This is a genomic window from Arenimonas metalli CF5-1 (assembly GCF_000747155.1).
In the GTDB taxonomy this organism is placed as follows: domain Bacteria; phylum Pseudomonadota; class Gammaproteobacteria; order Xanthomonadales; family Xanthomonadaceae; genus Arenimonas; species Arenimonas metalli.
In genome coordinates this window covers 127829-140842 of the sequence record NZ_AVCK01000055.1, presented here as the reverse complement: position 1 = coordinate 140842, position 13014 = coordinate 127829, and the positions used below count along the sequence as shown (strand labels likewise).

Here is a 13014-nt window from a genome sequence, read left to right as displayed (position 1 = left end):
GTTAATTTGTTTCGCCTCGCAAAAAAGGTACCGGGTTCATTTTCCTTCGCCGGTGAGACTTGTCTCATCGGCGAAGGAAAATGAACCCGGTACGGCTTTTTGGCTTGGATCAGCGCTTTTCGAGCGGGACGTAGTCGCGGTTCGCGGCGCCGGTGTAGATCTGGCGCGGGCGGCCGATCTTGGCTTCCGGGTCGGTCTGCTGCTCGAGCCAGTGCGAGACCCAGCCGGCGGTGCGGGCAATGGCGAACATCACCGTGAACATCTCGGTCGGGATGCCCAGCGCCTTGTAGATGATGCCGGAGTAGAAGTCGACGTTCGGGTAGAGCTTGCGCTGGATGAAGTAGTCGTCCTTGAGCGCGGCCTCTTCCAGGCGCATCGCCACTTCCAGCATCGGGTCGTTGACGCCCAGGTCGGCGAGGACCTTGTGGCACATCTCGCGGATGATGGTCGCGCGCGGGTCGAAGTTCTTGTACACGCGGTGGCCGAAGCCCATCAGGCGGAAGCCCGAGTTCTTGTCCTTGGCGCGGTCGACGGCCTTGGCGACGTCTTCCGGGCGGCCGATCTCGGCCAGCATCTTCAGCACCGCCTCGTTGGCGCCGCCGTGCGCCGGGCCCCAGAGCGCGGCCACGCCGGCGGCGACGCAGGCGTAGGGGTTGGCACCGGTGGAGCCGACCAGGCGGACGGTCGAGGTGGAGGCGTTCTGCTCGTGGTCGGCGTGCAGGATGAAGAGCAGGTCGAGCGCCTTGGCGGCGACCGGCTTGAGGGTCAGCGGCTCGCTGGGGACCTCGAACATCATGTGCAGGAAGCGCTCGACGTACTCGAGGTTGTTGCGCGGGTAGCGCACCGGCCAGCCGATCGAATAGCGATAGCAGGCGGCGGCGATCGTCGGGACCTTGGCCAGCAGGCGGATCGCGGCCATGCGGCGCTGTTCCGGGTCCTCGAGGTCGAGTTCGTCGTGGTAGAAGGCGGCCAGCGAGCCGATCATGCCGCACAGCATCGCCATCGGATGCGCGTCGTGGCGGAAGCCGCCGAGGAAGCCCTTGAAGGCCTCGTGCATCATCGTGTGGTGGGTGACTTCATGCTCGAACTTGGCGAACTGGGCCGGGTTCGGCAGCTCGCCGTTCATCAGCAGGTAGCTGGTCTCGAGGAAGTTCGAGTGCTTGGCCAGCTGCTCGATCGGGTAGCCGCGATACAGCAGCACGCCCTCGTCGCCGTCGATGTAGGTCACCGCGCTGCGGCAGCTGGCGGTCGCCACGAAGCCGGGGTCGTAGGTGAACATGCCGGTTTCTTTCGGCAGCCGGGTGATGTCGACGCAAGGCGCGCCAAGGGTGCCGGAATAGACGGGAAGCTCGACGTTCTTGCCGGCGGCGTTGAGCACGACGCTCTTGTTGTCGGACACGGGCTGACTCCTTTCAGGGGGCGCGATCCGCATCCTCGAAGGGCTCTGGCGCGGCGTTCGCTGGTATCGAATCGAAGGCGCCGCCGGGGCGGTCACCATGCGCCGAAGTATCTCACAGCGCCCGCGGACAAGTCAGTGACGAAGGTATGAACCTTGGTCGGGGGGTCGCCAACGAAAAAGGCCGCCCGGAGGCGGCCTTTCCTGCCCGCCCCGGGCCAGGCCCGGGCGGCGCGCTTACTTGGCGTAGCGCTGGCGGAAGCGGTCGATGCGGCCGCCGGTGTCCATGACCTTCTGCTTGCCCGTGTAGAACGGGTGCGAGGCGGAGGTGATGTCGACCTTGATCAGGGCGTATTCCTTGCCGTCGGTCCACTTGATCGTCTCCTTCGAGGAGAGCGTGGAGCGGGTCAGGAAAGCGAAGTCGGAGGACAGGTCCTGGAAGACGACTTCTTTGTAGTTCGGATGGATGTCGGCCTTCATGGCAATAGCTCCGCCGGGTTTGCGTGGGGAAAGACCGGAATTATAGGCCGGGCCCGGGGCCCGTCGCAAGTCCGGGGCTCAGGCGCCCAAGGCGGCCCGGATCAGGGCCTCGAACCGCGCCTGGTCGTAGGCCATCACGATCCGGGCGTTGGCCGGCCGGCCGGTGCGCTGCTGCCAGTCCACCAGGGTGGCGCCGCGGCTGAGCCGGCCCTCCAGTTCGACCGCCAGGTAGCGCGATTCGGCCCGGGCCACGCCGTCCGGGTGCAGGGCCGCCGCCATGGCCAGGGCGTCGGCGCTGTGCCACAGGGCCCCGCGCTTGCCCTCGGACCACTGGCGGGTGAACCGGGAGATGCCGTCGTAGAACCGCGCCCGGTGGTCGCCCGAGCCCAGCCAGGCCTCGAAATCCCGGTGCGGGAAGCCGTGGCGCACCACCGCCTCCCAGTCGGCCAGCTCGAACGAGGGGAAGCCCCGGAACACCACGTCCGCGGCCTCCGGATCGAAGGCGATGTTGAATTCGGCCGGGATCGAGGTATTGCCCTGCCCCGTCACCGCGCCGCCCATCACCACCAGCCGGCCGACGCGCGACGGCAGCGTCGGGTCCAGGCGCAGCGCCAGCGCGAGGTTGGTCAGCGGGCCCAGCGTGACCAGCAGCAGGCGGCCGGCGTGTTCATGCGAGAGGCGGAGGATCGCCAGCGCGGCGTGCTCGGCCTCGGCCTGGCGCGCGGCCGGCGCATAGCCGGTGTCGCCGAAGCCGTCCTGGCCATGCACGTAGGCCGCGTCGGCCGCGTCGTGCACCAGCGGCACCGGGCAGCCCGCGTACACCGGCACGTCCACGCCCGCGATTTCGCAGAGCTTGAGCGCGTTGGCCACGGTGTGGCGCAGGCCGACGTTGCCGGCGGCGATGGTCAGGCCCAGCAGCCGGTGGCGCGGGTCGTGGAAGGCCATCAGCAGGGCCAGGGCGTCGTCGACGCCCGGGTCGGTGTCGATCAGCAGCGGAATGCGGTCGTCGGTCATGCCGCGATTATGCCGGCTCAGGCGCCGGCGAAGCGCGCGGCGCCGCCGACCCAGCGCTGCACCAGCCGGTCGGCGGTGTCCGGCGCGTCGGCCAGCAGCTGGTCCGCGGCGACGTGCACTTCCGGCAGCAGGTCGGCGTCGCGCACCAGGTCGGCGACGCGGAAGCTGGCCAGGCCGGTCTGGCGCGTGCCCAGCAGCTCGCCCGGGCCGCGCAGCTCGAGGTCTTTCTCGGCGATCAGGAAGCCGTCAGTGCTGGCCCGCATCACTTCCAGCCGCTCGCGCGCCATCTGCGACAGCGGTGGCTTGAACATCAGCACGCAGCTGGACGCGGCCGCGCCGCGGCCCACGCGCCCGCGCAGCTGGTGCAGCTGGGCCAGGCCCAGGCGCTCGGCGTTCTCGATCACCATCAGGCTGGCATTGGGCACGTCCACGCCGACCTCGATCACGGTGGTGGCGACCAGCAGGTTCAGTTCGCCGGCCTTGAAGGCGGCCATCACCGCCTGCTTCTCGGCCGGCTTCATGCGCCCGTGCAGCAGGCCCAGGCGCAGTTCGGGCAGCAGCGCACCGAGCTGCTCGTAGGTGGTCTGCGCGGCCTGCGCCTCCACTTCCTCGCTGTCCTCGATCAGGGTGCAGACCCAGTAGGCCTGGCGGCCCTCGGCGCAGGCGGCGCGGATGCGCTCGACCACGTCACCGCGCCGGTCGCCGCTGATCGCGACCGTCTGCACCGGCGTGCGGCCCGGCGGCATCTCGTCGATCACGGACACATCCAGGTCGGCGTAGGCCGACATCGCCAGCGTGCGCGGGATCGGCGTCGCGGTCATCACCAGCTGGTGCGGCACCTGCGCGCCGCTCAGGCCCTTGTCGCGCAGCGCGAGGCGCTGGTGCACGCCGAACCGGTGCTGCTCGTCGACGATGGCCAGCGCCAGGCTCGAGAACAGCACCTTGTCCCGCATCAGCGCATGCGTGCCCACCACCACCTGCGCCCGGCCGGAGGCGATCTCCTCGAGCACCGCCGCGCGCGCCTTGCCGGTGACCTTGCCCGCCAGCCAGGCCACCTGCAGGCCCAGCGGTTCGAGCCAGGCGCGGAAGTTGGTCAGGTGCTGCTCGGCCAGCAGCTCGGTCGGCGCCATCAGCGCGACCTGCCGGCCGGCCTCCACGGCGTTGGCGGCGGCCAGCGCCGCCACCACGGTCTTGCCGCTGCCGACGTCGCCCTGCACCAGCCGCAGCATCGGCTCGGGGCGCGCCATGTCCTGCGCCACTTCGCCCAGCACGCGCTGCTGCGCCCCGGTGAGCTTGAACTTCAGGCCGGCGCGCAGCGCGGCGGCGAGCTGGCCCTTGGGCCGCACCGGCATCGCGCCGTGCGCGCGCAGGGCGATGCGCTGGCGGCGCAGGCTCAGGTGGTGGGCCAGCAGCTCCTCGAGCGCCAGACGGCGCTGCGCCGGGTGGATGCCCCGTTCGAACTCGCGAAGGTCGGCGTCGGGCGGCGGGCGGTGCGCGGTCAGCAGGGCCTCGCGCAGCGTCGGCAGCTGCAGCCGCTGGCGCAGGCCCGCCGGCAGCAGCTCGAGCTCGTCCGCGGGCGGCAGGCGCTGCAGCGCCTCGCCCACCAGCCGCGACAGCGACTGCGGCCCCAGCCCCTCGACCGCGGGATACACCGGGTCGAGCCGGTCGCGGACCACCGTGTCGCCCTCGTCGGCCAGCAGCTTGTAGCTCGGGTGCACCATCTCCAGCCCGTGCTGCCCCGGCCGCGCCTCGCCGTACGCGAGCAGGCGGCGACCGGGCACGAACTGCGCCAGCTGCGCCCGGTTGAAATGGAAGAAGCGCAGCACCAGGCCGCCGAAGGATCCATCCCGGATCACCACGCGCAGCGTCGGCCGGAACCGGAAGCTGCGCTCGACCGCCTCGACGCGGCCTTCGACCTGGGCCGACACGCCCGGCTGCAGCGCGCCGATCGGCGTCACGCGGGTGCGGTCCTCGTAACGCAGCGGCAGGTGCAGCCAGAGGTCCTGCAGGCTCAGCAGCCCGCGCGCGGCGAGCTTTTCAGCCACCTTCGGGCCCACGCCCGGCAAGGTCGACAGGGCGGCGGCCCCGGACGGCGCCAGCGCCGGTTCCGGGCCGCGGGTGCCGCGGCGGCGCGGCGGCGCGGCCATCGGCTCAGCCGGTGACCAGGACCGCGTCGACCTCGACCCGGGCGCCCTTGGGCAGGCCGGCGACCTGGATGGTCGATCGCGCCGGGTACGGCGCCTGGAAATACTCGGCCATCACCGCGTTGACCTGGGCGAAGTCGGACAGGTCCATCACGTAGATGCCCACCCGCACCACGCCATCGAGCGAGCCGCCCGCGGCTTCGCACACGGCCTTGAGGTTCTCGAACACGCGCCGGGTCTGGGTGCTGATGTCGCCGGTGACCAGCTCGCCGGTGGCGGGGTCGAGCGGGATCTGGCCCGAGAGGTAGACGGTCTGGCCGGCGCGCACGGCCTGGGAGTACGGCCCGATGGCGGCGGGCGCGCGCTCGGTGCTGATCGGATCGCGGGACATGGCGTGCCTCGTCTGGGTGGGGAAGCCGGATTGTAGGAGCCGCGCGCCGCAGCGGCCAGCGCGATCAGACCCGCTGCACCCCGTGCACCACGCCCAGGCGGCGGATGCGGCGGATCACGTCGGCCAGGTACTTGCGGTTGCGGACCTCGATGGCGAACTCCATCACCGACACCGCCACGTCGCGCTCGCGGTACTCGACCGCGTCGATGTTGGAATTGCTCTCGGCCACGGCGGCGGCGACCTGGGCCAGCACGCCGGGCTTGTTCTCGACCTCGATGCGCAGCGCCACCCGGTAGTCGCCCTCGACGCTGCGGTCCCAGGCCATCGGCACGCAGCGCTCGGGGAACTTGCGGTACTCGGCCACGTTCGGGCAGTCGGCGCGGTGCACCACCACGCCCTTGCCGGCGCTGAGGTAGCCCATGATCTCGTCGCCCGGGATCGGGTGGCAGCAGGCCGCGAAGCTGAGCACGCCGCGTTCGCTGCCGGTGATCATGATCCGCTCGGAGGTGCCGGCCGGCAGCGCGGCGCCGTCCAGCGGCAGCACGTCCTGCCCGTGAACCATCAGGCGCGCCACCTGCGCCGGCATGCGGTTGCCGAGCGCGATGTCGGCCAGCAGCTCCTCCAGGCGCCGGTAGCGCAGGTCGGCCAGCAGCTGCTCGATGCGCTCGGCCGAGACGCGGTCGAGCGAGCTCTCGAGGGCCTCCAGCGCGCGATCGAGCATGCGGTGGCCGAGGTCGACCGCGTCCTCGTGCTCGAGCCGCTTGAGGAAGTGCCGGATCGCCGTGCGCGCCTTGCTCGAGACCACGAACTCCAGCCACTGCGGGCCGGGCGTGGCCGAGGGCGCGGTGATGACCTCGACGCTCTGGCCGCTGCTGAGCTTGGTGCGCAGCGGCACCAGCTTCTTGTCCACGCGCGCGGCCACCGCATGGTTACCGACGTCGGTGTGCACGGCGTAGGCGAAATCGAGCGCGGTGGCGTTGCGCGGCAGCGCCAGGATGTCGCCCTTGGGCGTGAACAGGTAGACCTCGTCCGGGAACAGGTCGACCTTCACGTTCTCGAGGAACTCCAGCGACGAGCCCGCGGTCTGCTGCGCGTCCATCAGGTTGCGCACCCAGTCCTGGGCGCGCGCCTGGGCGGCGCTGCCGCCGGCGCCGGCGCTCTTGTAGACCCAGTGGGCGGCGATGCCGCGCTCGGCCACCAGGTCCATGTCCTCGGTGCGGATCTGCACTTCCACCGGCGCACCATAGGGACCGAACAGCACCGTGTGCAGGCTCTGGTAGCCGTTGGCCTTGGGGATGGCGATGAAATCGCGGAAGCGCGCATCCAGCGGCTTGTAGATCGAGTGCACGGCGCCGAGCGCGTGGTAGCACTGCATCACGGTGGGCACCACGATGCGGAAGCCGAAGACGTCGAGCACCTGCTCGAGGCTTTTGTTCTCCTGCTTCATCTTGGTGTAGATGCTCCAGGGCGACTTCACCCGGCTCACCAGGTGGTTGCGCAGGCCCTCCTGCGCCAGCCGCTGCGCCATCTGCGCCTCGATGGTGGCCAGGGCTTCGCGGCGCATCACCGGCTGGGCCGCGATGCGCCTGGAAATGACCCGGTGCCGCATCGGGTGCAGGGCGCGGAAGCCCAGGTCCTGCAGCTCGGCCTTGATCTTGTTCATGCCCAAACGCTGGGCGATGGGCGCGTAGATCTCCAGGGTCTCGCGGGCGATGCGGCGGCGCGACTCGGCGGCCATCGAATCGAGCGTGCGCATGTTGTGCAGGCGGTCGGCCAGCTTGATCAGGATGACGCGCAGGTCGCGCGCCATCGCCAGCATCATCTTGCGGAAGCTTTCCGCGGCGGCTTCCTGGCGATCCCGGAAGTGCAGCTTGTCGAGCTTGGTGACGCCGTCCACCAGCTCGGCCACGGTGACCGAGAACTCGCGCTCGATCTCGCTGCGCGGCAGCGGCGTGTCTTCCAGCGCATCGTGCAGGATCGCGGCGCAGAGCGTCTCGGCGTCGAGCCGCAGCTCGGCCAGGATGCCGGCCACCGCCACCGGGTGGGTGATGTAGGCCTCGCCGCTCTTGCGCGTCTGGCCCTCGTGGGCGCGCGCGCCGACCTCGTAAGCGCGGCGCACCTGGCGCACCTGGTCGGGCGGGAGGTAGTCCGACAGCCGCTTCTCGAGCGCCAGCACGGCGTCCGGACACGGGTCCGGGCCGATGTCGGCGACTTTCTGCGGCTTGGTGAAGGATGACATGCAGGCAGACTACGCGGGCGCGGGAAACCCATCAATGCCGCGGCTTTCCGGCCCGTGAACGAACTGTGGGAGGGACTGTAGGAGGGCCTTCAGGCCCGAAGCTTCTTTGCGAAGAGCTTCGGGCCTGAAGGCCCTCCTACAGTCCCTCCCACAGGAGTTGGGCAAGGGGCGGGGCCCCTCGCGCCGGGATCAGAGGTCGTCGCCGCCCTTGGACAGGTCGTCGTCGACGACTTCCGCGGCGGCCCACTCCAGGGCCTCGCGCTCGGCGCGCTCGCGCTCGGCCTTCTCGACGTCATCGATCAGCTGCTGGTCGATGCGGCGGGCGGCGATCTCGCGCAGGGCCAGCACGGTCGGCTTGTCCTGGTGCTCGCTGTTGTCGAGGGTCGGCTCGACGCCCTTGGCCAGCTGTCGGGCGCGCTTGGACGCCATCAGGACCAGCTCGAAGCGGTTGTCGACGACGGACAGGCAGTCTTCCACGGTGATGCGGGCCATTGGATCTCCTCACCGAAGGCTGCCCGGCCAGGGCACCTACGGAAAATCAAGGGGTTACGCGAACCGCGCATTCTACGCCCGGGCCGGGGGCCGGCGCAAATGGCGCGCCGGGCCGGGGTTCAGGCCAGCAGGTCGCGGATCAGGGTGGCGTGGCGGGCGGCCTGGGCGGCCCGCTTCAGGCGCTGGGCCACGAAGATGGCCCGCAGCTCGGCCGCGGCGGCGTCGAAATGCTCGTTGACGATCACGTAGTCGAACTCGTCGTAGTGCGACATCTCCTCCCGGGCGGCCGCCAGGCGCCGGGCGATGGTCTCCTCACTGTCCTGGCCGCGGTTGCGCATCCGGGTCTCGAGCGCGTCCTTGGACGGCGGCAGGATGAAGACGCTCAGGCAGTCCGGCATCTTCTCGCGCACCTGGCGGGCGCCCTGCCAGTCGATCTCCAGCAGCACGTCCTTGCCGGCCGCCAGCTGCGGCTCCACCGACTGCCGGGCGGTGCCCTTGTAGTCGCCGTGCACCAGCGCGTGCTCGAAGAAATCGCCGGCGGCGATCATCCTTTCGAACTCGGGCTTGTCGACGAAATGGTAGTGCTGGGCGTGGCGCTCGCCCGGCCGCGGCGCGCGCGAGGTGAAGGAGATCGACAGCGCGATGCCCGGCTCCTTCGCCAGCACCGCGTTGACCAGGCTGGACTTGCCGGCGCCCGAGGGCGCGGCGACGACGTAGAGGGTGCCGCGGATCGTGTTCATTCGAGGTTCTGCACCTGTTCGCGCAGCTGTTCGATCAGGACCTTGAGCTCGACCGCGGCCTGGGTGGTGCGGCTGTCCACCGACTTCGAGCCCAGGGTATTGGCCTCGCGGTTGAACTCCTGCATCAGGAAATCGAGCCGGCGGCCCACGGCCTCGGGCAGGGCGAACACGCGCCGCGCCTCGGCGACGTGGCTGGCGAGGCGGTCGAGCTCCTCGTCCACGTCGATCTTCTGCAGGTTCAGCACCACTTCCTGCTCCAGCCGGCCGGGCTCGAGCGGCAGCTTGAGGTCGGCCAGCTTCGCGTCGAGCTTGGCGCGCAGGGCCGCGCGGATCTCGGGCAGCCACTCGCGGACCTGGCGGGTGATGCGCTCGATGCCGTCCACGCGCTCGGCCATCACGGCCGCCAGCTTGGCGCCCTCGCGCTCGCGGGCGGCGACGAATTCGGCCAGGGTCTCGTCGAGCAGGGCCAGGGCCTCGGCCTGCAGGCCGGCCTGGTCCAGCGCGTCCTCCTCGACCACGCCCGGGAAGCGCAGCAGCTCGGTGAACTCGGTGCGCAGTCCGGGGAAGCGCCCGTCCATGGCCTGGGCCGAGGCGGCCAGCTGGTCCAGCAGGCCCTGGTTGACGCGCAGCTCGGCGCGGCCGCCGGCGGTCGGGCGGAAGCGCAGCACCAGGTCGACCTTGCCGCGCGAGACCATCCGGGCCACCCGCTCGCGCAGGGCCGGCTCGATCGCGCGCAGCTCCTCGGGGGCGCGCACGCTGAGTTCATGGAAGCGGTGGTTCACCGCGCGCAGCTCGCAGCCCAGCGTGCCGCCGGTGGCGGCGCGCTCGCAGGCGGCGAAGGCAGTCATGCTGCGGATCATGGGCGGTCCCGGGTCTGGAGGGGTCGAATGGTAATCTAGCCGGCCAAAGATTGCCGGATGTGCCCCATGACCAGCTCCCCCCGCCCCGACGGCCGCGCCCCCGACCAGCTGCGCGCGGTCCGCATCGAGCGCAACTACACCAAGCACGCCGAGGGCTCGGTGCTGGTCTGCTTCGGCGACACCAAGGTGCTGTGCACCGCCAGCATCGACAACAAGGCGCCGGGCTTCCTGCGCGGCAAGGGCGAGGGCTGGGTGACGGCCGAGTACGGCATGCTGCCGCGCGCCACCAACACCCGCAACGACCGCGAGGCCGCGCGCGGCAAGCAGGGCGGCCGCACGCTGGAGATCCAGCGCCTGATCGGCCGCGCGCTGCGCGCCTGCATCGACCGCAAGGCGCTCGGCGAGCGCACCATCACCCTGGACTGCGACGTGCTGCAGGCCGACGGCGGCACCCGCACTGCGGCGATCACCGGCGCCTACGTGGCGCTGTGCGACGCCGTGGCGGTGCTGCGCGCCCGCGGCGACGTCACCCGCGACCCGATCCTGGGCGCGGTGGCGGCGGTCTCGGTGGGCATCTGCCAGGGCGTGCCGGTGCTCGACCTCGACTACCGCGAGGACAGCACCTGCGACACCGACATGAACGTGGTGATGAACGACGGCGGCGGCTTCATCGAAGTCCAGGGCACGGCCGAAGGCCACGCCTTCCGCCGCACCGAACTCGACGCCCTCCTGGCCCTGGCCGAAAAAGGCATCGCCGAACTCGTCGCCCTCCAGCGCGCGGCTTTGGCGGGCTGAGAGCGTTTTTCTTGCCACGGATGAACACGGATGAACACTGATCAAGAAAAAGCCAGGATGTAGCTCGTTGGCTGGAAGTAGCCAGCACACCCAACGCTGTTTTCCCTATCCGTGTTCATCCGTGTTCATCCGTGGCTAAAAACCGGGCCCGCCAATCCATGCCAAGACAACTGGTTCTCGCCACGTCGAACAAGGGCAAGCTGGCCGAGCTGCAGCCGTTGCTGGCGGATGCTGGCTATGCGCTGGTGACGCAGGGCGAGTTGGGGGTGGAGGATGCGGTCGAGGATGGGCTGAGCTTCATCGAGAACGCGATCCTGAAGGCGCGCCACGCCTGCGCGGCGACCGGGCTGCCGGCGCTGGCGGATGATTCCGGGCTGGTGGTGGATGCGCTCGATGGCGAGCCCGGCCTGTACAGCGCGCGCTATGCCGGCGTGCACGGGGATTCCGCCGCCAACATCGCCCGGCTGCTCGAACGCATGCAGGGGCTCGAGGGCGAACAGCGCCGGGCGCACTTCCACTGCGTGATCGTGCTGATGCGGCATGCCCGCGACCCGCAGCCGCTGGTGGTCGAGGGACGCTGGCCGGGCTACGTGCTCGAGGCGCCGCGCGGCGAAGGCGGCTTCGGCTATGACCCGGTGTTCCTGGTGCCGGAGCAGCAGCACACCGCCGCCGAGCTCGACCCGGCGCTGAAGAACCGCATCAGCCACCGCGGCCTCGCGCTGGCCGCCCTGCGCGCGCGGCTGCACGAGCTGTGAGCACGCTGATCCCGCCGCCGCTGTCGCTCTACATCCACATCCCGTGGTGCGTGAAGAAGTGCCCGTACTGCGACTTCAACTCGCACGGGCAGAGCGGCGCGCTGCCGGTGGACGAGTACATCGCCGCGCTGGTGCGCGACCTCGAGCAGGACCTGCCCCTGGTCTGGGGCCGCACGGTGCACAGCGTGTTCTTCGGCGGCGGCACGCCCAGCCTGTTCGCGCCGGGCGCGATCGGCGCGATCCTCGACGCCTGCTCGTCGCGCCTGCGCTTCGCGCCCGGCGCGGAAATCACGATGGAGTGCAATCCCGGCACCGCCGAGCACGGCCGCTTCGAGCAGTACCGCGCCGCGGGCGTGAACCGCATCAGCTTCGGCATCCAGAGCTTCGACGACGGCTGCCTGAAGCGGCTGGGGCGCATCCACGACAGCGGCGAGGCCGAGCGCGCGGTCAAGCTCGCGCAGGACGCCGGCTACGACAACCTCAACCTCGACCTGATGTACGCCCTGCCCGGCCAGGACCTGGCGATGGCCCTGCACGACGTCGAGCGCGCGATCGCGCTGCAGCCCGCGCACCTCTCGCACTACCAGCTGACGATGGAGCCCAACACCGCCTTCGCCGTGAAGCCCCCGGAGGGCCTGCCCGGCGAGGACGACGCCTGGGACATCCAGGAGCGCTGCATCGAGGCGATGGCCGCCGCCGGCTACGCCCAGTACGAAGTCTCGGCCTACGCGCGCCCGGGCCGGCAGTGCGCGCACAACCTCAACTACTGGCGCTTCGGCGACTACCTCGGCATCGGCGCCGGCGCGCACGGCAAGATCAGCAGCGGCGCCACCGGCGAGGTCCGGCGCCGCTGGAAGCCCAAGAACCCGCGCGATTTCATCGCCCACGCGGGCACCGCGAAGGGCATCGGCGGCGACGACCCGATCGCGCCGGCCAGCCTGCCGTTCGACTACATGCTCAATGCGCTGCGGCTGGTCGAGGGTTTCCGCCTGGCCGATTTCGAGTCGCGCACCGGGTTGGATCGCGCCGTCATCGCCGCGGAACTCGAGGAGGCCCGCGTGCGGGGCTGGCTGGAGCAGGACGGCGAGCATTGGCGGCCGACGGAGCTGGGGCGGCGGTTCACGAATGACGTCATCGGCTTGTTCCTGGACTGACGCCGCCCGTTCACCCGCCGCTCCCCCGACCCCGCCTATCCTCCCGCCATGCTCGACACCATCCTCCTCACCTGCCCGCATTGCGGCGAAACCTTCGAGACCGTGGCCGACCCCTCGGCCGGCGACGCCGAATACGTCGAGGACTGCTACGTCTGCTGCCGCCCGATCACGGTGCGGCTGCGGGTCGGGGGCGACGGGGAACTCGACGGCTACGACGCCGACCGCGACGACTGACCCCGTCTTGATCTAGACTTCACGCGCCCCAGGTGTTCGGGAAGCCGGTCCAAGTCCGGCGCTGCCCCCGCAACGGTAGGCCAGAAAACCCCTCCAGCAAGCCACTGTGCCCCCGGGCATGGGAAGGCGGACGGGAGGCGAGGTGCCCCGCGCACCCCGCCGCTGGCGAGTCCGGAGACCGGCCTGGTGCTTGGCCACCCCCACGGGTGGCCACCACGGCACGTTGCGGAGGGCGACGGGGCGGCGTCATGGCCTGCGCCCGCGTGCGTCCGGCCGTCTCGTTTCCCCGGCAGCTTCCCGCGCGTGCTTCCCGCGGGTGA

General features: G+C 70.7%; 13 protein-coding genes and 1 riboswitch. Of the genes, 4 read left to right on the top strand and 9 right to left on the bottom strand.

The features are described from left to right. Window positions 1-109: 109 nt before the first annotated feature. The 9 genes from N787_RS12310 to N787_RS12270 all read right to left on the bottom strand — a co-directional run bounded on the left by N787_RS12310 (window position 110) and on the right by N787_RS12270 (window position 9756). Window positions 110-1399, bottom strand: a complete 1290-nt coding sequence (locus N787_RS12310) for a citrate synthase (RefSeq protein ID WP_034214597.1) — start codon at window positions 1397-1399, stop codon at window positions 110-112. A 234-nt stretch (window positions 1400-1633) separates the two neighbouring features. Beyond that, the gene (locus tag N787_RS12305) at window positions 1634-1876 is read right to left on the bottom strand and encodes a type B 50S ribosomal protein L31 (protein ID WP_034214594.1); all 243 of its coding nucleotides are present in this window, start codon (window positions 1874-1876) and stop codon (window positions 1634-1636) included. Between the two features lie 78 nt (window positions 1877-1954). Further along, window positions 1955-2890: a nucleoside hydrolase gene (locus N787_RS12300; protein ID WP_034214591.1), complete on the bottom strand. Its 936-nt coding sequence runs from the start codon at window positions 2888-2890 to the stop codon at window positions 1955-1957. A 17-nt stretch (window positions 2891-2907) separates the two neighbouring features. Continuing rightward, entirely contained in the window at window positions 2908-5037 is a 2130-nt protein-coding gene (gene recG / locus N787_RS12295) for an ATP-dependent DNA helicase RecG (RefSeq protein WP_052575441.1), read from the bottom strand. 4 nt (window positions 5038-5041) lie between these two features. Further along, entirely contained in the window at window positions 5042-5425 is a 384-nt protein-coding gene (locus tag N787_RS12290) for a RidA family protein (RefSeq protein WP_034214588.1), read from the bottom strand. Between the two features lie 64 nt (window positions 5426-5489). Next, on the bottom strand, window positions 5490-7664 hold the full coding sequence (locus N787_RS12285) for a RelA/SpoT family protein (RefSeq protein WP_034214586.1): 2175 nt from the start codon (window positions 7662-7664) through the stop codon (window positions 5490-5492). A 189-nt stretch (window positions 7665-7853) separates the two neighbouring features. Further along, on the bottom strand, window positions 7854-8156 hold the full coding sequence (gene rpoZ / locus N787_RS12280) for a DNA-directed RNA polymerase subunit omega (protein WP_034214583.1): 303 nt from the start codon (window positions 8154-8156) through the stop codon (window positions 7854-7856). A gap of 119 nt (window positions 8157-8275) precedes the next feature. Beyond that, complete coding sequence (gene gmk, locus N787_RS12275; protein WP_034214889.1) at window positions 8276-8887, bottom strand: guanylate kinase; 612 nt, start codon at window positions 8885-8887, stop codon at window positions 8276-8278. A 5-nt stretch (window positions 8888-8892) separates the two neighbouring features. Beyond that, window positions 8893-9756, bottom strand: coding sequence for a YicC/YloC family endoribonuclease (locus N787_RS12270; RefSeq protein ID WP_034214580.1), 864 nt, complete (start codon window positions 9754-9756; stop codon window positions 8893-8895). 66 nt (window positions 9757-9822) lie between these two features. On the opposite strand from N787_RS12270, the gene rph reads away from it, so the two are divergent. The 4 genes from rph to N787_RS12250 all read left to right on the top strand — a co-directional run bounded on the left by rph (window position 9823) and on the right by N787_RS12250 (window position 12694). After that, window positions 9823-10551, top strand: coding sequence for a ribonuclease PH (gene rph / locus N787_RS12265; protein ID WP_034214577.1), 729 nt, complete (start codon window positions 9823-9825; stop codon window positions 10549-10551). Between the two features lie 158 nt (window positions 10552-10709). Next, a complete protein-coding gene (gene rdgB / locus N787_RS12260; RefSeq protein ID WP_034214574.1) occupies window positions 10710-11306 on the top strand; it encodes an RdgB/HAM1 family non-canonical purine NTP pyrophosphatase in 597 nt (198 codons plus the stop codon). Further along, on the top strand, window positions 11303-12460 hold the full coding sequence (hemW, locus tag N787_RS12255) for a radical SAM family heme chaperone HemW (protein WP_034214572.1): 1158 nt from the start codon (window positions 11303-11305) through the stop codon (window positions 12458-12460). Before rdgB ends, hemW begins: the two co-directional genes overlap by 4 nt. A 48-nt stretch (window positions 12461-12508) precedes the next feature. Further along, window positions 12509-12694, top strand: coding sequence for a CPXCG motif-containing cysteine-rich protein (locus N787_RS12250; RefSeq protein ID WP_034214569.1), 186 nt, complete (start codon window positions 12509-12511; stop codon window positions 12692-12694). 13 nt (window positions 12695-12707) lie between these two features. Continuing rightward, a riboswitch (cobalamin riboswitch) is annotated at window positions 12708-12895 on the top strand. Window positions 12896-13014: the final 119 nt, after the last annotated feature.

Bases quoted from the DNA above. Each gene is read 5' to 3' on its own strand.
- N787_RS12305 (WP_034214594.1), bottom strand. From the start codon at position 1,876: ATGAAGGCCGACATCCATCCGAACTACAAAGAAGTCGTCTTCCAGGAC.
- N787_RS12300 (WP_034214591.1), bottom strand. From the start codon at position 2,890: ATGACCGACGACCGCATTCCGCTGCTGATCGACACCGACCCGGGCGTC.
- recG (WP_052575441.1), bottom strand. From the start codon at position 5,037: ATGGCCGCGCCGCCGCGCCGCCGCGGCACCCGCGGCCCGGAACCGGCG.
- N787_RS12290 (WP_034214588.1), bottom strand. From the start codon at position 5,425: ATGTCCCGCGATCCGATCAGCACCGAGCGCGCGCCCGCCGCCATCGGG.
- N787_RS12285 (WP_034214586.1), bottom strand. From the start codon at position 7,664: ATGTCATCCTTCACCAAGCCGCAGAAAGTCGCCGACATCGGCCCGGAC.
- rpoZ (WP_034214583.1), bottom strand. From the start codon at position 8,156: ATGGCCCGCATCACCGTGGAAGACTGCCTGTCCGTCGTCGACAACCGC.
- N787_RS12270 (WP_034214580.1), bottom strand. From the start codon at position 9,756: ATGATCCGCAGCATGACTGCCTTCGCCGCCTGCGAGCGCGCCGCCACC.
- rph (WP_034214577.1), top strand. From the start codon at position 9,823: ATGACCAGCTCCCCCCGCCCCGACGGCCGCGCCCCCGACCAGCTGCGC.
- rdgB (WP_034214574.1), top strand. From the start codon at position 10,710: ATGCCAAGACAACTGGTTCTCGCCACGTCGAACAAGGGCAAGCTGGCC.
- N787_RS12250 (WP_034214569.1), top strand. From the start codon at position 12,509: ATGCTCGACACCATCCTCCTCACCTGCCCGCATTGCGGCGAAACCTTC.